This window comes from Pseudomonas avellanae BPIC 631 (genome assembly GCF_000444135.1).
In the GTDB taxonomy this organism is placed as follows: Bacteria; Pseudomonadota; Gammaproteobacteria; order Pseudomonadales; family Pseudomonadaceae; genus Aquipseudomonas; species Aquipseudomonas avellanae.
Genome location: NZ_ATDK01000372.1, coordinates 1 through 24164, shown reverse-complemented (window position 1 = coordinate 24164; position 24164 = coordinate 1). Strand labels below are relative to the sequence as shown.

Sequence of the window (24164 nt, the reverse complement as noted above, 5' to 3'; positions counted from 1 at the left end):
AAACTCAAGAGAAACTATGAAAGCGTCATAGCAATGGCCTGCGCTTTTCTGTGGCTACCAATGTGAAACGGGAACAGACCCTAGCCCGGCCACCACAAAAGCAAAGTCAAAGTTCATCCTTGCCACCGACGGGCAAACGCTGGAGGCCGAAGAGCTGATCACGGGGGAAACCATCACCTGTGAATATTTGGACTTTCCCAACCATTTCGGTTTCCTGCTGCCACTGGCCGGCATCTCCACCATCAAGGAGATCAAGGACAACCCTATTGACGTGCGCGCTACCAGCCGGCTTAACAAGCTCTACGTCGAACTCTTGAACGAGAACCCGGACTGGGCCAAAACCGAGCGCCGCGCCGACATGAATCACTTTATGGCGCGCCTAGTGTTCTGCTTCTTTGCCGAAGACACCGACATCTTCATAGGCGACAGTCTGTTCACACGCACCATGGAGCGTTACAGCGAGCGCGACGGGTCCAATACCCATCAGGTGCTTTCGGAAATTTTCCGCGCAATGAACATCAAAGACGTCGAGCGCACCGTCGCACAGCCTCGACTTCCAAGTTGGGCCAATAGCTTTCCTTATGTGAACGGTGGTCTGTTCTCAGGCAGCACCGAGGTGCCACGCTTTACGCGAATGGCTCGGACGTATTTGCTGCACGCCGGAAACCTGAACTGGAAAAAAATCAACCCAGATATCTTTGGCAGCATGATCCAGGCCGTGGCTGATGATGAAGAGCGTAGCGCACTGGGCATGCACTACACCAGCGTGCCCAACATCCTTAAGGTTCTGAAGCCGCTGTTTCTGGATGATCTGTGTGCTCAGTTGCAGGCTGCCGGTGACAATAAGTCCAAGCTGCTGAACCTGCGCAAACGCATGGCACGCATCCGCGTGTTCGACCCGGCCTGTGGCTCCGGTAATTTCCTGGTCATTGCCTACAAGCACATGCGCGATATTGAGGCAGAGATCAATCGCCGCAGAGGCGAGTCCAACAACAAATCGGAAATCCCGCTGACCAATTTCCGCGGAATCGAACTACGTGATTTTCCGGCAGAGATTGCCCGCCTCGCGTTGATAATTGCCGAGTTCCAATGCGACGTCCTGTATCGAGGCCAGCAGGATGCGCTAGCTGAGTTTCTGCCGCTGAATGCGCAGAACTGGATAGTTTGTGGCAATGCGCTTCGGCTGGATTGGCTGAGTATCTGCCCGCCTACGGGTACAGGCGTGAAAGTGCTCGCCGATGACTTATTTGGCACGCCTCTCAATCAGACAGAAATTGATTTCGAGAACGAAGGTGGGGAAACGTATATTTGCGGGAATCCGCCGTATCTTGGCTCTCGGGATCAGAAGGACGAGCAAAAGGCCGACTTGCAGACTCTTTTCGATAAGCGAGTCCAGAACTGGAAGTCGCTCGATTATGTTGCCGGCTGGTTTATTAAGGCCGCTGACTATGGCACCAAGACCCGATCTGCTGCGGCTTTCGTATCAACCAACTCCATTTGCCAGGGTTTGCAAGTTCCAACCTTGTGGCCGGAGATATTTGCCAATGGCCGCCAAATCGAATTTGCCCACACATCATTTCGGTGGACCAATCTTGCCAGTCATAATGCAGGGGTGACCGTAGTCATCATTGGCATCACAACGCAGCCACGCAATCCGAGACGCTTGTTCACTCTGGACAATTTGGGACAGACCATCGAACGCCAATGTGCGCATATCAATGCCTATCTGGCGGCAGGTGATAGTGTCATTGTGGATAAGATCAGCCGGCCCTTGGGTACGCAGAGTGAAATGACTTTTGGAAATACTCCAATAGATGGGGGGCATTTGTTACTCTCGCGGGACGAGCGCGATGCCCTGCAGCTGACACCTGCGCAGCAAGGCCGATTTATTCGCCGGATTTATGGCTCCGCTGAGTTCATTCGCGGCTTGGAGCGTTATTGTCTGTGGATCGAAGATCATCATCTGGCGGAAGCACAAACGATTCCTCCTATTGCTCAACGTCTTCGCGATGTCCGCAATATTCGACTCAACGGCGGGAAGACAGCAAGAGACATCGCTGAAAGACCGCACCAATTCCAGAGAATGTACTTCGGCAAGCATTCAACGCTCATTGTCCCTAGCGTCTCTTCCGAAACTCGCGAGTATCTGCCCTGCGGTTATGCACCTGCCGGGACTATCGTTTCCAACCTCGCGTTTGCTCTCTACGATGCTCCGCTTTGGAACATGGCCCTGATTGCTTCCCGCTTGCATCTAGTTTGGATTGGTACGGTCTGCGGAAAAATGAAAACGGACTTCCGCTACTCCAACACCCTAGGCTGGAACACTTTCCCGGTGCCGCTACTCACCGAGCAGAACAAGACGGACCTGACGCGCTGCGCCGAGGACATTCTCTTTGCCCGCGAAGCCCACTTCCCCGCTACTATCGCCGATCTGTATGCCCCAGATGCCATGCCGGACAACCTGCGCCATGCCCACGAGCGCAATGACGAAGTGCTGGAGCGTATCTATATCGGTCGTCGCTTTAGAAATGACACCGAACGACTTGAAAAGCTTTTTGATCTCTATAGCAAAATGACAGCTGATACGACGAAGGCTGCGTCGACAAAGCCGCGAGGGAGAAAGGCATGAGCGATATTCCTGCTAGCCTGACCACTTCAAGCGACGGCACCTTCATGGAGGATGACTTACGGTGACTAACACTCTAAACCCGACCAACAGTTACACGGTTCCGTCGGTATCGATCAACACTGCACACACAGGCATTTCCAGCAAAGCTAATGAGCTAGGAATGCGTAGCATGCAGGAGCTGGCTTATGCCAAGCGAGGCGAACAGTACCTGCTGATCAAATCGCCCCCCGCATCAGGGAAATCCCGCGCCCTGATGTTTATCGCGCTAGACAAGCTGAATAACCAGGGCCTGCAGCAGGCTATTGTAGTAGTACCAGAGCGCTCAATCGGAGGAAGCTTTGCTGATGAACCGCTGAGTCAACATGGCTTCAATTGGGACTGGCAAGTGGCCCCACAGTGGAATCTGTGTAATGCCCCAGGCATCGATGAGCCACGCATGGCCAAATCCAAGGTAGATGCCGTACGCGCTTTCCTGGGCAGCATTGACAAAGTGCTGGTATGCACCCATGCCACCTTTCGCTTTGCCGTGGAAGAATTAGGTATCGAAGCCTTCGATAACCGTCTGATCGCTATCGACGAATTCCACCACGTTTCTTCCAACCCGGATAACAAGCTGGGCAGCCAGCTGAGCGCGTTTATTAACCGTGACAAGGTGCATCTGGTTGCTATGACTGGCTCCTACTTCCGTGGCGACAGCGAGGCCGTGTTGGGCCATGCGGAGGAAGCCAAGTTTGAGACGGTGACTTACACCTACTATCAGCAGCTCAACGGCTACCGCTGGCTAAAGTCGCTGCACATCGGATACTTCTTCTACACCGGCAGGTATGTGGATGCGGTCGCCAAGGTTCTGGATCCGCAGCTAAAAACCATCGTCCACATCCCAAATGTAAATGCCCGCGAAAGCCTCAAAGATAAGGAGCGCGAGGTCAATGAGATCATGAGCTCGCTGGGCGATTGGAAAGGTGTAGACCCGGCGACCGGCTTCCACCTGATCAAAGCCAAGGATGGCCGCATGCTGAAAGTGGCCGACTTGGTAGATGACAGTGACGCAGCCAGACGCTCCAAAGTGCTCAGCGCACTGAAAGATCCGGTGCAGAAGAACAACCGCGACCACGTGGATGTGATCATCGCGCTGGGTATGGCGAAGGAAGGCTTTGACTGGATCTGGTGTGAGCATGCCTTAACCATCGGCTACCGTTCGAGCCTGACCGAAATCGTGCAAATAATTGGCCGTGCCACTCGCGACGCCGAGGGTAAGGAGCGCTCACGCTTTACCAACCTGATCGCTGAGCCTGCGGCTGAACAAGCCGCTGTGGCTGAGGCGGTGAACGACATGCTCAAAGCCATTTCCGCCAGCCTGCTGATGGAGCAGGTGCTAGCCCCTCGCTATGAGTTCACCCCCAAACACATTGGCCCGAAAGAGGGCTTTGATTACGGCGAAGAAGGCTACAAAAGCGACGGTCACAACCTGGGCGTGAACAAATATACCGGCCAGATTCACGTGGAGATCAACGGGCTGACCACGCCGGGAAGTAGGGAGGCCACTCGCATTTGCAAGGAAGACCTAAACGAAGTCGTCACCAATTTTTTGCAGCATAAAACCGTGCTGGAGCGCGGCCTGTTCGATAAGGAAAACACCCTGCCCGAAGAGCTGACTCAGCTGCGTATGGGCAAGATCGTGCGCGAGCGTTACCCTGACTTGAGCGAGGCCGACCAGGAAGCCATCCGCCAGCACGCCATCGCAGCCATGAATATTACCCAGCAGGCCAAGTTGGCCTTGGCACAAGCCGATGCTAACGACGACGGCATGCCTCAAGGCAGTACGGCATTACTGGATGGTGTACGCAAGTTCGTTAACGTGCGCGACCTGGACATTGACCTGATCGATCGCATCAACCCCTTCGATGCCGCCTATGCGGTGCTGGCGAAAGCGATGGATGAGAAATCACTGCGCCAAGTGCAAGCCAGCATTGCGGCCAAGAAGGTGAGTCTTCCCGAAGACGAAGCTCGCGAGTTGGCAAAACGCGCGCTGCAGTTCAAGAACGAGCGCGGTCGTCTGCCAGACATAAATTCCGCCGATGCATGGGAAAAACGTATGGCTGAAGGCGTGGCCGCGCTGGCACGTTACCGTGCTCAAGCCAAGGCGGCACAGGCGTCGGGAGACTCCCGCAATGGCTGAGATGAACGATGACGAACTGCTTGATGCTCTGGGCGTAGAAGTCAAACCGCTCAAGGCCGCAAGCCGAACTCCACGCGAGGAACGTATCATCGCCGGCTTCGAAGACATTCTGCGCTTTCATCAGAACCATGGGCGCGCTCCGCTGCATGGCGAGGATTGCGACATCTTCGAGCGCCTCTACGCAGTGCGCCTGGATCAGCTACGCAAGTTGCCAGAAGCACAAACCCTGCTGGCCGGGCTGGATAGTTCCGGCCTGCTATCTGGTGCCGCAGCGGCCACGACTGACATGGATGATATGGACGAAGACGCCTTGCTGGCCGAGCTGGGTGTTGGCGATGAGCCCGCCGACCAGAACGACATCACCGTGCTGCGCAATGTACGTTCTAGCACTGAAAAGCGTGTAGCCGAGGAAATAGCCGACCGTACGCAATGTGCTGACTTTGACCATTTCCAACCTCTGTTTGAGGAAGTGGAGCGGGATCTAAAGTCTGGCGTTCGTAAAACCCTGCGTTTTGGACGCGATACCAGCATAGAAACCGGGAACTACTTCATCGTGGGTGGGCAGCTAGCCTATGTGGCGGAAATTGGCGAAACTATCAAGGCGCCCAATGGCGAAAGCGATGCACGCCTGCGCGTCATCTACGCCAACGGCACGGAAAGCAACTTGCTGCGCCGCTCGCTACAACGAGCACTATACAAGGACGACACCGGCCGTCGCCTGACTGACCCAGACATCGGGCCGCTTTTTGGCGATGCGCCGGAGCCTGATGATATTGAAAACGGAACCATTTATGTGCTGCGCAGCCTGTCTAGTCACCCCTTTGTCGCCGAGCACCGCCAGCTGATCCACAAGATCGGCGTGACTGGCGGCAAGGTGGAGACCCGCATCGCAGGCGCGGAAAAAGATGCCACTTATCTGTTAGCCGACGTGGAGGTGGTCGCAGCCTACAAGCTCCACAACCTGAACCGCACCAGGTTAGAAAACATCTTCCATCGCGTGTTCGGTGCAGCACATCTCGACTTGACCATAGAAGACCGCTTCGGCCATCCGGTTAAACCGAGGGAGTGGTTCCTGGTGCCGCTTCATGTGATTGACGAAGCGGTTGGGCGTATTCGGGATGGATCGATTACCGATGTGACCTACGACCCCAAAACAGCTCGTTTGGTCAGCTAAGGGCACTGAAGAGGCGCAGCAAACCGCAACAAGTGGTTGCCTCAGAAAACGGATTTTAAAGTACGTTAAGCTAATTTCATAAATGTGCCGCCCGAATTTTTAGCGCACATCTCCGCTAGGTTGGGTGCACATATTACTGACAGGCGATTATCTCTGGCCCAAACCTTAAGCCCTTAGGGAGCCGCTGATTTATTCTAAAATCCAGCTGTGGTCCCCAGATAAATCAAGGCCTCCAGAGCGTTGCTGGGACGAAAAATCGAATAAATCAGCGGCCCCTTAGAGTGTCATTGCGCCTCCAGCCGGAACTGCCCCTTAGCTGGCAGGCGATCATGTTCGAGGGCTCTGGTATGGCCGCTATTATTTTGTTCGTCAGCTGGGCGCGAGGTCTAACGTCTAACTTGAACATCCGGGCTGCGGCGGTGGCTGTCCTTAGGTTGCTCCTTACATCGCTGTTTTACGCCAGAGACAGAGCGCTGGCCCAGTTGTCCGGTAAAGAGGAAAATCGTATGCTCCTCCTGACTCGCCGCGAAGGTGAAAATATTATGATTGGCGATGGAATACAGATCCAGGTCCTAAGCGTTTCAGAGGAGACTGGGGATGTACGTATCCAGATTGAAGCTCCGGATGCCGTCGAGGCCCAGAGCAGAAACGTTGATAACGAAGTGACCGATCACAAGCCTGGCCCTGTGATTACTCATAAGCGCCGGTGGCGCTCGTTGGTCACTCGGTAGGAAGTTTGGATGACCAACCATATAAGGAGCACAAGATGGCATTGATGAGCGTTGAACAACTGCTGGATCAAGCTGAGGACGAGTACATGAGCGTAGGCCAGCTGGCCTTTTTCAAAGATCGGTTGGAGGTCAAAGCTGCAGAGCTTCGTGATCGCTTGCTCAGCTGTCAGGCCAGTTGCGAGATCGAGCGTCACCCGGACGAAGCAGACTTCGCTTCCGATGAGGAAAACAGAGCGGTGGCAGCAAGCATGATAGAAAGAGACAGACAGACGTTGAGCCATGTGCTTAAGGCCTTGGAAATTATCGCTCTGGGCGACTACGGTTTTTGTCAGGAGACTGGCGAGGCCATAGGCATAAAACGCCTGCTACTGGTCCCCGAGTCATTGTACTCGGTCGAATCGATGCGGGCTCTGGAGGCCAAGGGGATGCACCAACGCCAAGTGGCCTAGCAAAGTCGCCGCAGCGAAGTGATCCAGGAGAATTGCGTGACTGCAAAAAGCGTCGAGCGCGATGTGGCGATCTCAGAGCTTGCCAACCATTTGGAGCGCGATCTAATGCCTCATCTTCTGGACGCCTGTCAAGGACGGGATATTTAAGATGAAAGCTGGCCAAACTGAAACAGCTTGTGCCGAAGTTGAAATGTTGCTGTACCGCCCAAGCTCTGCCATGTGCTATTAGGCTCGCGCGGTCGTGAATCTTCAAATACAGCGAAATCCGGATACTTAAAATGATTAAAGTTCAAATTGTAGACAAATCTTTAGCTTTTATTGTCTCTCTACTTGTCACCTATCCAATCATCTGCTTGGTACTCGCCACAACGATCTATAGCTTTGTGCCTGATAACAATCATGGCATCAAAACCATACCCCTTGCGGTGTATGGCTGGATTGAAGGGCAGAAGCACAAAGACTCAGCAGATGGATATTTGAGCTTCAAAAAATGCCTTGACGCGCCAGATTTCCAAGGCACGAGCCCTAAAGAAATTAAGGACTGCCAAAGCTGGGGCAGCGACCAGGTATCAGTTGATGATGCTGCTAACATGGTAGTTAATGTCGTTTTCCTCTTTTACGTTGCGTTAGTGGGGTGTGGTGCCTTTCTGATGTTTGCGGTGAAGGTTTCGACTGATGGTCTGAAGAGCATGCTCCTGCCAACGTATAACCTCTTTAAAGAGCTTTTTGTTACGCTTTACGGACTGATCAGAAATAAACGTTATTAATGCCCACGAAGTTCCTGAACCTTGCCGACTTCAAGGTTCAGCAGGTTAAGGATTCTCGGTCAGCCAGTCGATTGCGGAAAGCAGCGCGTCACCGTCAGGTGCTCCCTGCAGCTTGATCGATCGTCCAGAGACTTTATCCTTGATGACCAACGTCGGTGTGGCAGTGATGCCGTCCTGGCTGGCCTTGTGAGCCTGGTTAATGACGGCCCGTTGCACGGAAGGGTTGCTCGACGCGCAGTTATCGATGTAATGCTGCCGATCTTCAAGCCCCGGGATCTGAGGATTGCCAGCAGTTCCAGCACCGTTCGACTGAGTGCGCTTATAAATCAGCTCGACGGCTAGCCAGAACACGTCATTGCCTCGCTCGATCCCTGCGCACTCAGCCCAGCGAGCTTCATAGCTCGCGGCTGGCTCGTGCATGGGAAGAGGGAGGTGGTGCCACTGGAGGTTCACGTCTGGATGCTGATCAACCCATGCTTTGAGCTGTGGGAAATAATCCTTGCAGTACGGGCATTCCAGATCTGCATACTCGACGATGGTGAATCTGGCACTGCTGCTCCCGTAAACCCACGCGCCATTATGCTTCGTCTGTTTGGTTGTCTTGCTGACGCTTTCGGCGGTGTTGAGCATTTGCATGGCCTGTCTGACATCTGGCAGGCATTCAAAAGCCAGAATTGCCAAGGCGACCGCACCGATGCCGTACAGGATCTGGCGACGTGTGGGTCGCTTCATGCGGAGGCCTCTTTATCGAGGAACTGTTTGGCCAGCAACTCCTGATCCAGCAACGTGAGAAGAGCCTTCTGCGCGCTTTCAGGCTGTGGGTGATGCTCAAGCCACTGGTCCAGCGCTTTGTGCAGTTGGGACTGGATCTCTCGACGATCAACCGCTACATGTTTCACGACTTCCAAGTGCTCGATCAGCACTGGCGCGCAGATTTTCAAGGCCAGTAGAGCATCTTCCTGCGGGTTTTTGAGTAGTTGAGTCAGGCTGTCGATCAGATTTTGAGTCAGGGCATCCATGGCTCTCATGCCAGGTTCTCCAAGGGCGAAGACGGGAATGTAATGGTTGTCGGTTCAATCCCGCGAATGCGGTCGAGGCCGTGTGCGATCGCCATTGCGGCTCCCAGCTCGTCTACCCCTAACGACTGCATTAGATCGTACCGCTGTTTTTTTTCTTCCGGCTCAGTCATGGCCAATGCCAGGAGCAGGCTTGGGGGCACGGCTCTAAACAAAACCTCCATCGATTTGGAAAGCACAACCCCTTCAGTATACTTTCCGCTCTCTTTACGGGCTGACAGCATCAGTGACTTTTGCGCAGGCGTCAGCTTACGGAACGTGGTGATTTTCTCCACTTCATCCGGTGGCATGTTCAGGCAGACCCACCACTCGATCATGTTAAGCATCGGTGCTGCTGCTGACGGAAGGTCGTCGATGTTCTGAGTGGCAAGCCAGAACCAGGCACCGAGTTTTCGCCACATCTTGGTGATCTTGATGACGTAGGGCGAGAGAAGGGGATTTTTCGTAATGATGTGACCTTCGTCAGTGAAGTTGACGATCGGACGCCCCTTGAATTGGTCCCGTTCTGCAATGTTGTTCACGGTGTTGATCAGCGAGATGTAGGCGACCGACAGTTGGGCGTTATACCCCTCGCGGGCGTAGGTGGCCAAGTCCAGGATTGTGATGTCGGCCTCAGGCCAAGGCGTACCCTCCCGGTTGAACATCTCACCGTCAGCCCCCATGCAGAACATGTCCATGGCTTCAGCCATCTCGAACATGCGTTCTCGGCGCTTTTCCGGAAGGGTGGTGTCCTTGCCAGCGTCACTCAGCGCATCACGCACATCCTCCGTCTTGACTGCTCGTTCAGCGTCAAAGCATGTTCTGGCTGCCGTCAGAATGCAGTGCCTAATGGCGCTGCGGTCTGCGCGAGTGAGTCGAGCCTCTTCTCTCTCTTCGCCGCCGGTGATCATGAGCCTGGCCACGATCTCCATTTCGCCCAAAACATCACGCTCCTCTTCGCCCTGTTCAGGCATTGTTTGCAGATGCTCATCGGATCCTTCAATGTCATCGGCATCCAGGATCGTGACTTTGTCAGGTGTTGACACCAGGCGAATGGCATCAGTGAAGGGGGCCAGACTCACGCCCGACCCTGGCGCCAACTTGAGCCGGTTGACCGTCAGCCCAAGCTTTTGGGCAAAATCTCCCAGTAGGCCGAAACTATTACCGGCTTCAATGATGAACAGGCGCGGCCTGTAAATGGCGATTAACTGCATCAGCAAATTGTTGGCCGTGGCTGACTTACCTGAACCTGTCGGGCCAAACAGGAGCAGATGGGCATTCATCTGCCGATCAAGCTTGTTGAATGGGTCGAACGTCAGCGGTGCACCGCCCCTGTTGAACAGGGTTATGCCGGGGTTGCCCGTGCCGCTGGCACGACCCCATATCGGCGAAAGGTTCGCGACATGCTGGGCGAGCATCATCTGCGTGTACCAGTCCAAAGCATGTTTCTTGTTCACATCAAAACTGGCGGGCAGCCACCGCAGGTAACTGCTGAGAGGGGCGACTTCATCACGAGGATAGACAGGTTCCATACCGGCGCTAAGCATGGCATTGGCAAGCTCCATGCTCCGACTTTCCAGTTGTTGCTCATCCTTGCCGGTCAAGTAAAAAACCACGTTGCCCCGGTACAGCTTGTGTTTTCGACCGATCAGTTTCCGGGCTTCGTCGACCGCTTCACGGGTCAGGGCGGAGGCTTGATTGTCACCGACTGATTTACGTGCCAGTTTTTCCAGGTGGGCCTCCAGAACATCCTGGGGAGTGATCACCAGCGTGATGTTGAGTACCGTGTCTTCGGGCAACTTGTCGAACAAGGCATGCAGCGCGTCCCCGCCTTTACGGTTTTCACCCGTCAGGTGCCCGGTCTTAGGTGCGTCGCGCAAGCGATCGAGGACGATGACGCGGTGAGGGCGCGAGTCGAAGTACCAGAGACCTTTTTTGGCATCCGATTGCGGTTCGCTGTAAAACAGGCACTGAGAGAAATCATCGCCGCTGGCCAGCGGCAGCGTGCCCTCTTCTGGTGGTTCGATCTTGCGGTTATTGACGATTTCGAAGAAACGATCGATGTCCTGGCGCTTTGATCCCAAGTGTTCGGGATGCGGGTTGAACCAGTGCAACAGCCAGTGACGAATGTCATGGCGATCCATGCGCCGGGTTTTGATGCCCGCGTTGGCCAGTCCTCCCGTCAGGCGCTCGCAAATGTTTTTCAAGTACATCGACGGCGTCTGGCCACGAACCAGTCCATCGCCGGTGCAACGCCGGTAGACGACCATGCGAACCCTGCGTTGCTGGCCGCGCCAGGGCAGTTGAGACACTTTGGTGTCTTCAAATAAACCTCCCGGCTTGGAGATTGCCTCTAGGTGATGTTTGAATTGCTGCAGGTACATTTCTGTAAACGCCGTACCCTGAGCGCGAGGCTGGACGTAATCATGCAACGTCTCCAGATAATCTTCCCAACTGGTTTCATCCCTGGCGTAGAACTGCACCACCCAAGGCGATTCATCCAGTTCGTCAAAACTGTCCTGCAGCGCATTTTCAAGAGCATCGCGCGCTTTGCGTAACCACTCAGGGTCCCGGCCTTCGGTGCCGATGGGGGTCAGTTCATAGAATGCTGCCAGTGACTTGCCGTCCTCGAGCAGCATCGCTTGCTCCTGAGGGAGGTACTCCGTCCAGGGCAGCATGTCGACGAATGACGGGTTGACGGCATACAGGGCTGCGATATCGTCGACCGTCGCAGGTTTGCGCTTGGGATCTAGCCACGCGCCAGGCTCTGGTATGCCCTCAGCCGCCAGGCGAGCCAGATAACGCTCTCTGGCCTGCGCGAAGAGGGCCTCTTCTCGTAGCTGATCGGCGATCGTCTCGACGGGACTGTCAGCCACGCTGGCAGCACTTTTATCCTGACGCTTTTTTATACGTTCCAGAAATCCCATCAATAATCCTCCACCCGCTCACCGGGCCTCGCGTATTGCACGCGTTGATACAGCGGAAAAACAGTCGTATACCCCGGTACTGGCGCGGGATCTGAGCCCGCCAGGTGAGGGAATACGTACATGACCAGGTCCGGATTGGGCAGGCGCTTGAACTGGCTGTAGATCTCGTTCTGAGCCGTGCGCGAGTACGCGGCGCTGTCCTGCAGCGGCTGAGTGGCCCGCACATCGAGCGGGCGGCGCAACTCCGAGCGTGCATCAAGCAATTGCCGGCCACTAGCGCTCCCGGCCGAACCGGTCGTCCCTTGGTTCCAGACATCCATCATGGTGTTTTGACCATGCGGAAGCATTTGCTCTTTGTTTGTCGAGCATCCAGCCAGCAAGCCCGCCGTGAGAAGGCACAACATCAGCGCGCTGCGCGCTGACCCCAATTGATCAATCCAGGTTGGCATTGGCATGGTTCGCTCCTGAGGCGTACTTGACCTTTCGGCCTTTGAGTTCGTAGTCAATTTCCAGCTCTTGATCGATGTGCAGTGAGACCTGCGCACCAGGTAAGACGTAGATGGCCGCAAACGCCTGGCCATACAGTTTGTTGACCCAGCTGGACACGTCCGTGACGCCTTGAGTGAGAATTTTGCCCATCGCCTCGTTGCCGGACAGTCCGGTGCTGCCGAGCGTCCCAGAAGCATTGGAGACGTACGATGAGGTGCTTCCCTCGGTCGATCAACGATGCAGCCCCTGCTCCAGCTGCGGTGATCAGCGCTTGCGAGCCGATGTACTGCTGCGCATTGCTGCGTCGCTCGCCGGCGATACAGGGAATGCCGTAGGGATCGCTGATCCATCCGAGCCCGCCCTGAATGGGTTGTTGGTCTCCAGAGTTGTTCTGGTTGTTGTTCTGTTGATTCCCACCCTGAACCGGTGCCGGCAACGTGCGGACAGTGCCGTCGGTAAACACGAAGGTCAGACTTTTGATCTGCCCACGCACGCATGAGAGGGTCCAGTCGCCGGACGCTGTACCGCTGGCCACCGCACCGGCTACGTCAGGAAGGTCGATGCCATTGGCGGTCAGGTTGTCCGGACCGATCAACACCTTGAACGGGTAGGGGTCATTAACCGTCCCATCCACGGGAACCCGGCCAATCAGCGCTGACATGGCCACAGATCCCATCAACGTCGAGTTCTGAGGCAAGGTGTAGGCACGACGTACCTTCTTACGCTCCTGTTGCTGGCCACCCATGTCATCGCGGACAGACTGAGCACCTGTCGTGAGGGCTTTCTGGCCTCGGTCTACGGACTCGCCGAAGGCTGTAGGAAAATTGTAGCCGCTCGGAGAGACGCTCGTGCCAGCGGCGATCGGTTTACCGTTGCTGTCCAGGGCCGTCGCGTCCTGCGGATCGATCCAAACGATGTCTGAACCGCTTGAGTCGGACTTGAACTGTTGGCCATCTCCTTGCTGAACGCCCAGACCAATGGGTAGCTCCGAACCGGAGCTGCCGTTCTGCCCCAGCCTGGTCAACTCATCCATCTGTTTGCGCAAGCCATCCAGCACGCTCTGCTGTTGCTGCTGACTGTCGAGCTTGAACTGCTCCTGGGCATTCTTCAGACGCTGCTCTACCGTCTGATCGATGTTCGCCAATCGTTGTTTGAGCGCCTCGTTGTTCTGCTTGACGGCTGAGTTCTGCGCCATCACATCGGTGATCTGCTGCTTGAGCTCGCGCCCTTCTGCCACGACCGTGCGCAGCGTGTCGCTCGGCGTGTCGCCTTCCACACCCAGAGCCTTGGCCTGTTCCGCTGTGAGTTTTGGGGCCGGTGCGTTGTCAGCCTGCTGTTCGGGTCCACCTCTCATCATCTTGATGCCGATGAACACCGTGAGCAGGAGAAGCGGAACCACCAGGTACTTGAGCAGCGGGTTACTCTTCATGTTTGGCTCCCCGGGTTGCACGCGGATCTGCTGGGGCGGCGGAGAACACGGTTGCTTGTGTCAGCCCGTGTCCCCGCGTAACCAGGTACAAGGTCGTAGTGTCACTGGCATCACCACGAGGTCCGAGATACGGGTGCTGAAATGCTGCGGTCGCGAACTCACCCATCAGTTCCCGAGGGTCGAGCGTGACGCGCTGCGCTGTCTGGTTTTGTAGCTTCACAGCAGTCACCCAAAAATCGTCCAGACGCCACGCGCCCAAGGGTGTGGCCTTCACAGGCAGAGTGGGGAGCAGGGTGGTCAGATCCAGACTGCGATCAATCTTCACCTGGGCAATGCCGTCCACCGGCTCGACGGTGCGCAACGGTGCATAAAGCATCTGCGCGGCATAGCGTGTCAGAACCACTGGGGCAGGTGTTTCTCGCTTGACCACTTCCTCTGGTTCATCGTCTTCATCGCTTGAACGGCTGGTTGAATCCGTGCGCTTTGTAGTGGCCTTGGCTGAGCGTGCTGTAGCAGCCCCTGCGTAGCGTGCGGATGATGTCTCACCTTCCACAATCTTCACCGGCTCCAGCGCCGGTTGATCCGTAGGGGCCTCTGTAGCAGCGATGTCCACCAGAATGATCTCACCGGTCTTGGCGTTCTGCAGCTGGAGACGTGTCGGCTCGATCGCTTCCTTGGCAAACAGATAGATCGCGCCGCCCGTACTCTGCACCCGCAGCTTGTCTGTCAAAGACCTCGGAAGCCCGACTCGGACATTCTGATCGACGAAGACGATGCGTTCCTGATTGATGCGCAGTGGAATGGCCAGCGGCAAACGCTCCCAGCGGAGAACTTCGACCGCCGAGGCGATTTGTGTAGTGCCAACCAACACCATCAGTAATGCCGAACCCGTGAGTACACGCAAAATCCTCATTTGAAGACTCCTTTCGATGGAGCTGCGGGAGTTTCGACGTTGCCCTCGATGCGTTGTGGCGCGCCGTTGTAGCAGTCCCATGCCAAGCCGAAGGGATTGGTTTCAGGGTCGACGTCCATGCGTACAACGTGAAGCGGGTATCGTGCGAGGGCACGCTTGACCAGCTGACCGCCGTAATACTCGTCGGCTGAGATGTCGAGCGTCACCGTCCAGTCGTCGATGGAGTTGGTCACCGTCCGCAGTTCAGGCGAGTCGCCAAAGCCTCGGCCGGGAATCTCGTAGACACCGCGGACGCGCTTGCGCAGCTCACCACTGGACTTGCGCAGATCAAAATCGCTCTGCAGGTATTGCTTGCAGGCCGGTGTGATGTAGGCGTCCAGGCGCGTGATGTTCGTCTGATAATCCTGTTCACCGTCGACCGGCCAGCGGTTCATTTGCTGAAAGATGTACAGGCCAAAGGCGTACACCGACTGAGGAGGGATGTCCCACCAAAGGCGTGTGCTGCCGGAACGCAGGTCAGGCGGAACGTGAATGGTCATGTTCTGCGGTGCTCGATACCAGCCGATACCCAGCCCCAAGGCCAGGAGCGCCAGCAGGACGATGGCCATCCTCAAGCTGGTGATGTGCGCCCGCTGCGAGTCGGCCAGCTTTAAATAACGGCTCATTGTTGCGCCCTCCGACGGCATGTCCAGTTGCCCGATCGGATGACCAGATTGGCGTTGTTGTATGACGTAGGACCGAGTGTTGCGAGCCGCAGCTGCAACGTGCGGTAGAACCAGGTCTCTGGTCGACCGCGTTTGAGACGTCGCAAGACCCGAGCTGCGATGAGCAGCCCCAATGTTCCTCCCATGAGTGCGCAGACCACGGGCATGGATGGAGTGATCACGAAGGCCAACGGCAGCCCCATCACAAAGCCTGCCCCGCTGCAGCCAAAAACGGTCACCCACATCTCGTCCGCCGTAAGACCGCCAATCACCACGGGCTGGTTATTCAAGCGACTGGGCAGAAAACGCAGGGTGCCGTCTTCATGCTGATCGTGCTGAAGCTCAGTCATGGAAGCCTCTACGACTTAAAGGATGTTAGACGCGGTGGTGACCAGGTAGATCGTGACGCCAATCAAGCAGACGCCGACCACTGCGGTGCTGCCCAGGTCGGCCCATTTGGCCTTGCCCATGTGGATTTCGTGATAGACGCCCAGCGCATGTCGGCCCACCAGAATGATGCCGAACGCGCACAGGCATAAGCCCAGCAGCGTAAAGCCGTCGAAGGCATAGTTTTGGAACGTCTGCAGGAAGCTGGTCCCGGTGCCGCGCGTGGGGGCTTGGGCACCCGGTAGCGCTGCAAAACTACTACCGGGGGTGGCAGCCATCAGCAGGACCGGATAAGGCCGATGTTTCAAAAAGGTACGTGCCTGGGTGAACAATGAAAGCAGCGTCATCTTTATCTCCTTGGAAAGATCAACTCAACAACATGAAAGTCATGATCATGAACAGCACCGCCCAGCGAGCGGCAGCGACTGCCGCCGCCGGAGCTGCCAGGTTTCGGGTAGCCCAGCCGCGATAAATGCTTGAAAACACCCAGACGCCCCACAGCAGGAGAATCCCTACTGCGATTCCGGTCCACAGCGTGTTGCTGCTGGCAGGCGTAAAGCCCGCCGCCGCCTTGAAGGCGCTGGTCTGGGTGGAGGACATCGTCATGGCGTGTGATCACCGCTGACGTTGTACTGGCCTGATATCTCGACGGGGTCGCGGGGCTGTGCCCGGGAGGGCGACAGATAGTCCTGCAGGCCCTGGCGGATGCGCGCGATGTCGCTGACCAACCGGGGATAGTCCAGGTGATAGCGTTGGGCCGGGTCTTGTGGAAGATCGACACTGCGTTGCGCAACGGCCTCGAGCGCGTTGAGCTGGCGAATCATGACTTCCACATTGGCTTGTTCAGAAGCCGTGCCGGCTGCCTGGGCATACGTGGAGAGCATCGGTGTGCATAGGAGGACTGCGGTCAAGCAGATCTGCACACGTGAAGACGTTGATCTGAGCGCGGGGGGATTGAAGTTCACGTCGCGGGCCTTGGATGCTGTAGGAATCTATGTCCACAGCATGACCAAGGGCCGAGTTTGAATCAGTACGAAACCCTTTTTAGGTCTGAGAGGGTTTATCCAAAAGGGTCGGTGTGACAATGCTGCGTTTAAATAAGAAAAGGAACCCGGTACTGATTGCATACCCAACCGCCCAGGCCTGGGCGTTTTGATTACCAAATCGTTCGTGGCCACGATTGATCGGCTGAACGCTGACCAGCTCCCACCCCTCTCGACCGTAGCGGTTCAATACGTCGAGAGTCTCAGGGTTGCTTAAGTAACCTTGAACATCCGGTTCGGTCGTCTCATCTGTCGACTTGAACATCAGCACGCCGCTGGTCACGGTTTTGTAGGGCAGGGGGACGAAGGTCTGGGTGTATTCAAAGAGTCTCATAGGATACCAACTGCAAGGTGGGGTGTTGCCGCTGATGCAGAATTGACCCAACTGCCGAAATTTCGCTGACCCAAGCTTCTACTTCGTAAAACGTTAGCAGGTCTGACTTTGGGCTGAATACTTATGGGGCAACGCCAAGTCGGCAGTTGGGTCAACTCTGCATCAGCGATAATATGTCAGTACTGTTTTGGGCGAATCAGGCAAGGGAAGCGGCTATGTGCAGCGGGTTGCTCAACGCATCGCCAGGCTGCTCCCATTTTGGGGCAATTCCAAATGTCTGGAATGCATTTTTTTCCCGAACCGGATAATGAACTCGGTTGGTAACGTTGTTAATAATACTGGCGCTTCGATAAGCGCCCATCCCCAGGTCCGGCGCCCCCACTCCATGAGAGTGAATTTCGGCATTCTGGACATAAATACGTCCTTTGATATTCGCCGAGGTTTTGAGTGTGTAGTCACGATTGACGGCAGCATGCCCTTTGCCATCGAACTCAAGCCATTGCCCGAGCGAGGAAAGAAACGGTGGGAATACGTAGTCGTAGCCGGTGGCAAGAATCAGCGCATGGGTGTCAAACGTGAACTTCTTTTGCATGTCTAGCTGACGAAAGCTCAAGGAAAGCGAACTTCCCGCTGCGGCAATGTGTTCCAACTCTGTACGTGACTGAAGCACCACAGGCAGTGGCCTCTCGATGGACTGTATGTACAGGCAGTCATATATCTCCCTGATCGTATCGATGGAAATGCCTTTGTACCAATGGCTTTGCCCTTGTATCGCCGAAAGACGACTATGCTCTGGCAGTGCGTGAAAATGCTCGACATAGTCGGGAGTGAAGTGTTCGCTGCCCAGCTTTGAATACTCCATGGAGATAAAGCCACGGCTGCGCGACAGCCAGTTTAGCTCATAGCCAAACTGCGGTTGATCTTTCAGCAGGTCGAGAAAAATCTCCGCAGCACTTTGCCCACTTCCGACCAGAGTGATGTTTTTCTGCGCTTGAAGCCCGCGCTTGTTTTGCACATAGCCTGAAGAGTGAATGCAGTTTTCCTGCTGCATGAAATCGTTAGCCATTTTTGGCCACACGGGCTCAGTGCCCACGCCAACGACCAGATCGCGCCCGCGGTACAGTTTGCGTTCCTGAGTCACCTGATCGGCAACGGTTAGGCAGAAGAGACCGTCGACGATTTCGAGAGCCACCACCCGTGCAGAAAACCGGATATTGTCCAACTGTTCGCTGACCCATTGGCAGTAGTGGTTGTACTCAACCCTGGGAACATAGAAGCTTTGATAGGAATAAAACTGATGGAGGCGACCGTGTTCGTGAAGGTAGTTTAAATAGGTGAAACGGCTCCTTGGTTCCACCATCGTGACTAGGTCGGCCATAAAAGGCACCTGCAGTGTTGCGTCGCCAATCAACATCCCCGCGTGCCAGTGAAAATGTGGCTTGGCTTCGAAAAACAGGCTGTCAATACCGTCCAGAGGCTGTAACAACGAACACAGCCCGAGGTTGAAAGGGCCGACACCGACCCCCAGCAAATCGTAAATTCGATCAGTTGAATCGTTCATGTTAGAGATTCCACGCTCTTGGCTGTCGAGTGGCAACCAGACTCCTAGAACTGAAGAGGTTCAGCTCTTCAAGAAATCAGTGATTGAGTATTTTGTGATAAGTAATGAACGTCTGTTCCGCCTCGTAGCCAAGCGACTCATAAAGCGCCTGGGCGGTTACGTTGGCTTTGGCCGTGTCCAAGCTCAGGCGTTGAGCACCCTCCCGCGTGAAGATATCGGTGAGTTGGTTCATCAAATAGCGCGCATTGCCTTGCCTGCGCACGCGAGGCTCGACAAATAGATCGTAAATCCAGTAGAAGCGCTTCATCGCTAATGAACAGGTGGCTGGGTAAAGCTGAGCAAACCCGACAGGCTCGTTTTGATCGTCCAGGAGCAGATATATTCTCGACGTCTGGTTATCGAGATTGGACTTTAAAAAGTCACGAGCCGTTGGCAGGTCGTCGGCCTCTTGATAGAACATACGGTATTGATTGAACAGGTACGCCGCTGCGTCCAGGTGCTGCAGTTCGCATGCAATTACATTCATGTGAGGTGCTCGCTGTCAGTGAAGTTGGCCAATTTCTATCTGGATATCGTTGATGTCTCTGAAGAAGAACGCGCGGTACCCCTCAAGCTCGCGAGCGGTGTAGGGCTCTTCAGTGGTAGGCGTAATACCCATGGCCTTTACGCGCGCGAAAATTTCGTCGATGTTGTTGACCATGAACGCCAGATGGATACCTCCAGAGTCGTTATGGTGGGTCACGATATGCTTGCCTTTGGACGAGTAATGCTCGATCAGTTCGAAGTCACGACGGCCGATTCTGACCATGCAGGACTTATAGTCGGGCTTGATGACGTCAATGACCGCACCTACACCATCACCGGTGATATGCACCGCCTCCTCGTAAACTTCCACGGTTGTCAACTGGCGGTAAAACGCCAGGGTGTCATCGATATTCAAAACGGTGAGGCCGACGTGGTTCAGGGTATCCAACATGTCATGGGTTCCGGTTATCAAGTGCGTGCATTAAAAAACGAAGAGTGGGCTGTTCAAGAAAGTCGATGAAATCGATTACCACTCCAAAACTGGTTTCCAGGTTGGACAGTAAGTGCATGATGTTTATCGATGAGCCACCCAACTCACGAAAGTTTGATTCCTGCCTGAATGTCGTTACGGGTAGCTTCAGTTCAGCGGCCCATAACTGCGCCAGCGTATCGAACGTTTCTCCGTAGTTCGTCGATGCAGCAGGTTGCGACTCGCTATTCAAGTGGCTGGGCAAGAGACTCGGGTCTACTTTGCCATTGGCTTTGTAGGGCATTTCCGGAAGCTGAACGACATACTGAGGGACTTTGTAATCCGGTAAATACTGACCAAGCTGATCGCGCACCATCTGTTGGTCCAGGTATTGAGCTGCAACGATGTAAGCCACCAGGCTGCCTTGCGGGTCTGCCATGACGGCTACTTCTTTATGCCCAAGTCGGAATAACATAGCCTCGATCTCTTCCAGCTCGACACGAAAGCCACGAATCTTGACTTGCCGATCCAGCCGACCCACAAAGCAAATGTCTCCCGACGGTGTTACTTGTACGCGGTCGCCAGTCCTGTATAGGGGCGAAGCATCAAGCTGCGCAATGTTCACAAACTTTTCGCACGTCGCCACACTGTCATTCAGATAACCTGCCGATACGGCTAACCCGGCGACGTACAACTCACCTTGGTCCGAAGGCTGTTGATGCTCATCAAGTACATGTAGCCGCACACCGCTGATGGGCTGACCGATATTCTGAGCCGACGTGGTGGCACTCATCGCCTTGCAACTGACCAGCACGGTGGCCTCGGTCGGGCCGTAGAGATTGTAGAGCCGACGCCCGTTTGACCAGGTCTCAATGGCTTGCGGGTGACAGGACTCGCCGCCGGTCAAGACCGTTTTTATGCCTGAGAAACGCCCAGCGTCAAAGACCGCGAGCAGAGGCGGCGGTAGAAAGGCTTGTGTAACTGCATGACGTCTGCAAAACGCAGCCAGTGCCATTTCTGACATTCTTGCATCTTCGGTGGGAATGCACAGAGCACCACCGCTCAGCAGCGTGGGAAACACATCCAGCACAGAAGCATCAAAGTTGATGGTGGAGTACTGCAATACTCTCGCGCCCGGGCCAAGTTCGAATGCGTTAATTGCCCAGTCGACAAGATTCAGCACATTAAGGTGGGTGACGTTAACGCCTTTGGGACGGCCGGTAGAACCCGAGGTAAATAAGGTATAGACGATATCGGTAACGATTGAGGTGTTGGGCGCCGGCCGGCCTGTTTCATCGGCGACAGTGAGGTCTGTGTTGTTCTCCATCCAATCCGGGGTTACTACCAGGTCGCAACGGCAACGGGCGCTTAACTGAAGTCGAGTTTGTTCATTGAGCGTCGGGTCAATGGGCACATAGCAGGCGCCTGTCGTCAGGATCGCAAGAATGGCAATATAAAGATCGACACCTTTCTTTAGTGAAAGGCCGATTTTATCGGAGGGCGAAATAGCCCGGTGCTGCTCAGCTAAAAACCAGGTGTGCAGTGCCGCAGCGGTTGCATTGACGTGTGCGAGCAACCCGGTATAGCTGAGTTGCGTATCGTGGGTGATCAATGCGACTTCGTTCGGGTAGCGCTGAACGGTTGCGTGAAAGCGTTCAATAATCGTATTCATAGGCGGCCTGCTCAGGGTGCAGTGCATGTGATGATGCAGGCGCCCATTTGAAACGGGCCCGTGCTGAACAGCAGGATATGGTCGCCGGCCGACAGTTCTTTATCCATTTCCAGTTGTTTGAGATTGATCAGGTTGTCTGAGCCGAAACAGTGCGCGAAGCGTGGTAGCTGTCGGGTGACGGCCTTGCCATGATTGATACCGGACAATTGGCAAAACAGGCGAGTGGCTTCCAGTGTGTAGTTATTGCAAATGAAGCGGCTGACGGACGCGGCAGGAATACTGGATTGTTGATAGGTCCGTTTCATCAGCGCAGAAATGCTGCGCATGTCGGTTTCGCTTGAGAAGTGTTCTATTTGCCTGGTGTTGGAGGTGTACTGCACGTGCCCACATAACTTATAGGGAAGCTGGTGCGCATCCCTGCTGACAAGGCAGGAAGATACGGCATCGCCGGTCACGTAAATGAAGTCGCTGCCCTCACCATATACGCGTTGCAGATCGCCGCCTGATTGGTCGAAACTAAGTAGCAGCGCGTTCTTCAGGTCGCCAGAGGCCACCATTGCGGACGCGCACTTCAGGCCGGCATGAAACCCCGCGCAACCCGCCAGACCGACGGCATAAAAGGGTATTGTCTCCATGCCCAGACGCGTGCTCAGGTCGGCGAGCCATTGCGCATCGATGTTGTTCTGCGCATCCACCATGCTCGATATCAGAAAAACCGCATCTATATCCGAGGCGTAGCGCCCGCTGGCGGTCAACGAATGGGCTACCGAGGTACAAGCAGAGTCGAACAGATCGCCTGGGAGATGTGAGAAGTTTTTGACGTTGTTCTCGGGAGCGCGCAAGAGGTCAAGGGTCTCAGGTGACATGGCGGCAGCCGCGATATCAACGGACTCGCCTGTTTCGTAAGACACACCACCGAGATAAATCGATTGTTCCACGTTTTGCTCTTCTTATTAAAAAAGGATGAAAGCAGGCCCGCCCCAAAGGATGAGCTCACCGAATAGTCCGATACATAAGTGTCAAGGCTGTTTCCAGCGCGCAGTTCATCGCACACTCAACGAGCGATCACAGTTGGCGCGGTCAGTCTTTCCAGTAAAGAGGATGTCGAACGGTGACTTTAGTAAGGGGGGAATGTTGTTGCCATAAGCCTTTGAAGCCTTGAGGCAATATGAATATATCACCCGCCTTGTAATTTTTTTGTTGCCCACCCAATTCAGTGATCAGCACGCTGCCACTGATCAGGTGAATGACCTCGGTTTCCGGCCAGCCGGACAACTTTAGTTCCACTGGCGCAATCTCGCAAACCTCAACGGCCGCTTGTTTGCTCTTGGCAATATAGGGGGCGTAGCATCGGTATGAAAAGTGTGTGCCGCTGAGTGTTGTATAAAATTCGGTAATGTCTGGAGCGATGATTGTCTTTACGTCTGCAGGAACGCTTTGCTCGATAAGTGAGGTATTGCGGGAAGGCACATCACTGCCATAACTGCGACCCATCAAGGCTGACATGCAGACAGCAATAGATGAACAAATGATTTTCAGTACGAGCTTATGCCTCACACCATGCTCCTTGATGTTTTTTTATATCGCTTTCCAGAAACGTCGCGCCAGAGTAGATCGATGCATTAGATATGTCAAAATATTTCCAATGTTTCTGCGTAGATTTTTATCTGCGATGCTGAACTCAATATTAGTACTATCGTGCAATTATTTGCGCCCAAGCTGAATTTACCCAATTACCGAGATATCACTGTTGCCGCTGATGCAGGGGGATCTTTTCACCCTTGAAGGAAAGGATGACGTTGGCCACGTAGGCAACTGCCGGTCCAAACCTGAAGCTCTGAGTCAGGAAGTGTTTCTCGGCGTCCTTCATAGCCGGGCTGTTTAAAGCATCCACAGCGCCTCTGAACCGATACAGCTGCTGATGCCGATCACCTACAGTGACTTGAGTTATTGTTTGGATCTGGACCAGGTTCGCGATGACCGGGTTCACGTCTTGCCCTTCGTCGAGCAGGATCGCACCGAAGCGCTGGCTCAGATCCGGCTGGCTCATCTGGTACAGCTTCAGATAGCCGTCGTGCGTCATGGAGACTGAGCGGCCCTGGATATCGACCATCTTGTCCCAAACGTCTCTGGTCAGGTTGAGCGCTTTACTCATGTACTGCTGCTGGACCGAGGTCAGTGTGCGGTTGCTCTGGAATCGCACAAAGTGGTCTTCCAGCAGCTCCAGATCCTTGCTGGCCATGAAGGCATTGAGGGTAGAAACGATATCTTTGGCCAGCTCCCAATCCTGGGTATTGATCGTCCTCGCGATGTCGGTCAAACGCAGATTGCCAGCCTGCTTGTGTTTGTACTGGCTGCCATAGACAGCGTAGGCGAGGCCGTGAGCTGTTTTGCAGGTCACATTGCGTGGAAAACGGTTCTTTGCCGCGATCTCAACGGCTTTGTTGTAGCAGAGGTACAGCATTTTGACCGACGAGTTATGCGTGGCGTAACCGACGAGTGTTGTTGTCTTCCCGGTACCGGCAAACGCCTGGACCAGTAGCTTCTTCGCGAAGGAGTGAATAGCTGGCAGTTGTTCTTCTGTCCATTGCATGGAGGGCACCTAAGGAACCTCCGAACAAGTCTCAAATATGCGAAAATCGCCTGACCACCTGATCCGAGCCGCCCATGAGCCAAATGAGCTTTTCCGACGTTGAGTACGCAGGCAAACGCAAGCAAACCCGCCGC

General features: G+C 54.9%; 22 protein-coding genes and 3 pseudogenes. 6 read left to right on the top strand and 19 right to left on the bottom strand.

Annotated features, from left to right (window positions below; all coding sequences use genetic code 11):
- Nucleotides 1-82: 82 nt before the first annotated feature.
- The 6 genes and pseudogenes from DW49_RS0122255 to DW49_RS0122230 all read left to right on the top strand — a co-directional run.
- Nucleotides 83-2629: pseudogene (locus tag DW49_RS0122255) on the top strand (class I SAM-dependent DNA methyltransferase); the annotation flags it as partial.
- A 169-nt stretch (nt 2630-2798) separates the two neighbouring features.
- Nucleotides 2799-4808 carry a DNAhelicase, restriction/modification system component YeeB gene (locus DW49_RS0122250; RefSeq protein ID WP_005616116.1) on the top strand — a complete coding sequence of 670 codons (2010 nt, stop codon included), beginning with the start codon at nt 2799-2801 and terminating at the stop codon, nt 4806-4808.
- Complete coding sequence (locus tag DW49_RS0122245; RefSeq protein WP_005616120.1) at nt 4801-5982, top strand: GIY-YIG nuclease family protein; 1182 nt, start codon at nt 4801-4803, stop codon at nt 5980-5982. Before DW49_RS0122250 ends, DW49_RS0122245 begins: the two co-directional genes overlap by 8 nt.
- Before the next feature lie 506 nt (nt 5983-6488).
- Nucleotides 6489-6713: a carbon storage regulator gene (locus DW49_RS0122240; RefSeq protein ID WP_024421408.1), complete on the top strand. Its 225-nt coding sequence runs from the start codon at nt 6489-6491 to the stop codon at nt 6711-6713.
- 35 nt (nt 6714-6748) lie between these two features.
- The gene (locus DW49_RS0122235) at nt 6749-7162 is read left to right on the top strand and encodes a TraR/DksA family transcriptional regulator (RefSeq protein WP_024421407.1); all 414 of its coding nucleotides are present in this window, start codon (nt 6749-6751) and stop codon (nt 7160-7162) included.
- Between the two features lie 278 nt (nt 7163-7440).
- Nucleotides 7441-7929 carry a hypothetical protein gene (locus tag DW49_RS0122230; RefSeq protein WP_005740046.1) on the top strand — a complete coding sequence of 163 codons (489 nt, stop codon included), beginning with the start codon at nt 7441-7443 and terminating at the stop codon, nt 7927-7929.
- Between the two features lie 45 nt (nt 7930-7974).
- Here the strand turns inward: DW49_RS0122230 and DW49_RS0122225 are convergent, their stop codons facing one another.
- The 19 genes and pseudogenes from DW49_RS0122225 to DW49_RS0122135 form a co-directional block, all read right to left on the bottom strand.
- Nucleotides 7975-8661 carry a DsbA family protein gene (locus DW49_RS0122225; RefSeq protein ID WP_024421406.1) on the bottom strand — a complete coding sequence of 229 codons (687 nt, stop codon included), beginning with the start codon at nt 8659-8661 and terminating at the stop codon, nt 7975-7977.
- Nucleotides 8658-8957 (bottom strand): hypothetical protein, encoded by a 300-nt coding sequence (locus DW49_RS0122220; RefSeq protein WP_002552015.1) that lies wholly within the window; start codon nt 8955-8957, stop codon nt 8658-8660. The genes DW49_RS0122225 and DW49_RS0122220 overlap by 4 nt, the downstream gene beginning before the upstream one ends.
- Nucleotides 8954-11911, bottom strand: coding sequence for a conjugative transfer ATPase (locus DW49_RS0122215; RefSeq protein ID WP_005616130.1), 2958 nt, complete (start codon nt 11909-11911; stop codon nt 8954-8956). The genes DW49_RS0122220 and DW49_RS0122215 overlap by 4 nt, the downstream gene beginning before the upstream one ends.
- Nucleotides 11911-12366, bottom strand: coding sequence for a TIGR03751 family conjugal transfer lipoprotein (locus tag DW49_RS0122210; protein WP_005616133.1), 456 nt, complete (start codon nt 12364-12366; stop codon nt 11911-11913). The genes DW49_RS0122215 and DW49_RS0122210 overlap by 1 nt, the downstream gene beginning before the upstream one ends.
- Nucleotides 12344-13829, bottom strand: a pseudogene (locus tag DW49_RS01000000128735) (TIGR03752 family integrating conjugative element protein). Before DW49_RS01000000128735 ends, DW49_RS0122210 begins: the two are co-directional and overlap by 23 nt.
- Nucleotides 13819-14742 carry a TIGR03749 family integrating conjugative element protein gene (locus tag DW49_RS0122200; RefSeq protein ID WP_005616138.1) on the bottom strand — a complete coding sequence of 308 codons (924 nt, stop codon included), beginning with the start codon at nt 14740-14742 and terminating at the stop codon, nt 13819-13821. The pseudogene DW49_RS01000000128735 and the gene DW49_RS0122200 overlap by 11 nt, the downstream one beginning before the upstream one ends.
- Nucleotides 14739-15407, bottom strand: a complete 669-nt coding sequence (locus tag DW49_RS0122195) for a PFL_4703 family integrating conjugative element protein (RefSeq protein WP_003319098.1) — start codon at nt 15405-15407, stop codon at nt 14739-14741. The genes DW49_RS0122200 and DW49_RS0122195 overlap by 4 nt, the downstream gene beginning before the upstream one ends.
- Nucleotides 15404-15796 carry a TIGR03750 family conjugal transfer protein gene (locus DW49_RS0122190; protein ID WP_005616145.1) on the bottom strand — a complete coding sequence of 131 codons (393 nt, stop codon included), beginning with the start codon at nt 15794-15796 and terminating at the stop codon, nt 15404-15406. The genes DW49_RS0122195 and DW49_RS0122190 overlap by 4 nt, the downstream gene beginning before the upstream one ends.
- A 15-nt stretch (nt 15797-15811) precedes the next feature.
- Nucleotides 15812-16180, bottom strand: a complete 369-nt coding sequence (locus DW49_RS0122185) for a TIGR03745 family integrating conjugative element membrane protein (protein ID WP_003347754.1) — start codon at nt 16178-16180, stop codon at nt 15812-15814.
- Between the two features lie 19 nt (nt 16181-16199).
- Nucleotides 16200-16439 (bottom strand): TIGR03758 family integrating conjugative element protein, encoded by a 240-nt coding sequence (locus tag DW49_RS0122180; protein ID WP_024420802.1) that lies wholly within the window; start codon nt 16437-16439, stop codon nt 16200-16202.
- Nucleotides 16436-16798 carry an integrative conjugative element protein, RAQPRD family gene (locus DW49_RS0122175; RefSeq protein WP_081591437.1) on the bottom strand — a complete coding sequence of 121 codons (363 nt, stop codon included), beginning with the start codon at nt 16796-16798 and terminating at the stop codon, nt 16436-16438. The genes DW49_RS0122180 and DW49_RS0122175 overlap by 4 nt, the downstream gene beginning before the upstream one ends.
- Before the next feature lie 79 nt (nt 16799-16877).
- Nucleotides 16878-17210 (bottom strand): DUF4177 domain-containing protein, encoded by a 333-nt coding sequence (locus DW49_RS0122170; RefSeq protein ID WP_005616162.1) that lies wholly within the window; start codon nt 17208-17210, stop codon nt 16878-16880.
- Between the two features lie 196 nt (nt 17211-17406).
- Nucleotides 17407-18771 carry a lysine N(6)-hydroxylase/L-ornithine N(5)-oxygenase family protein gene (locus DW49_RS0122165; protein WP_005622219.1) on the bottom strand — a complete coding sequence of 455 codons (1365 nt, stop codon included), beginning with the start codon at nt 18769-18771 and terminating at the stop codon, nt 17407-17409.
- Between the two features lie 76 nt (nt 18772-18847).
- Entirely contained in the window at nt 18848-19297 is a 450-nt protein-coding gene (locus DW49_RS0122160) for a GNAT family N-acetyltransferase (RefSeq protein WP_005622216.1), read from the bottom strand.
- Between the two features lie 15 nt (nt 19298-19312).
- Nucleotides 19313-19747 (bottom strand): VOC family protein, encoded by a 435-nt coding sequence (locus DW49_RS0122155; RefSeq protein WP_003349395.1) that lies wholly within the window; start codon nt 19745-19747, stop codon nt 19313-19315.
- Nucleotide 19748: 1 nt separating this feature from the next.
- A complete protein-coding gene (locus tag DW49_RS0122150) occupies nt 19749-21437 on the bottom strand; it encodes a non-ribosomal peptide synthetase (protein ID WP_003349393.1) in 1689 nt (562 codons plus the stop codon).
- An 11-nt stretch (nt 21438-21448) separates the two neighbouring features.
- On the bottom strand, nt 21449-22375 hold the full coding sequence (locus DW49_RS0122145) for a MupB (protein ID WP_003349391.1): 927 nt from the start codon (nt 22373-22375) through the stop codon (nt 21449-21451).
- A gap of 142 nt (nt 22376-22517) precedes the next feature.
- Nucleotides 22518-22994, bottom strand: coding sequence for a cupin domain-containing protein (locus tag DW49_RS1000000130800; RefSeq protein WP_003349388.1), 477 nt, complete (start codon nt 22992-22994; stop codon nt 22518-22520).
- Nucleotides 22995-23199: 205 nt separating this feature from the next.
- A pseudogene (locus DW49_RS0122135) lies at nt 23200-24030 on the bottom strand (UvrD-helicase domain-containing protein); the annotation flags it as partial.
- Nucleotides 24031-24164 lie beyond the last annotated feature (134 nt).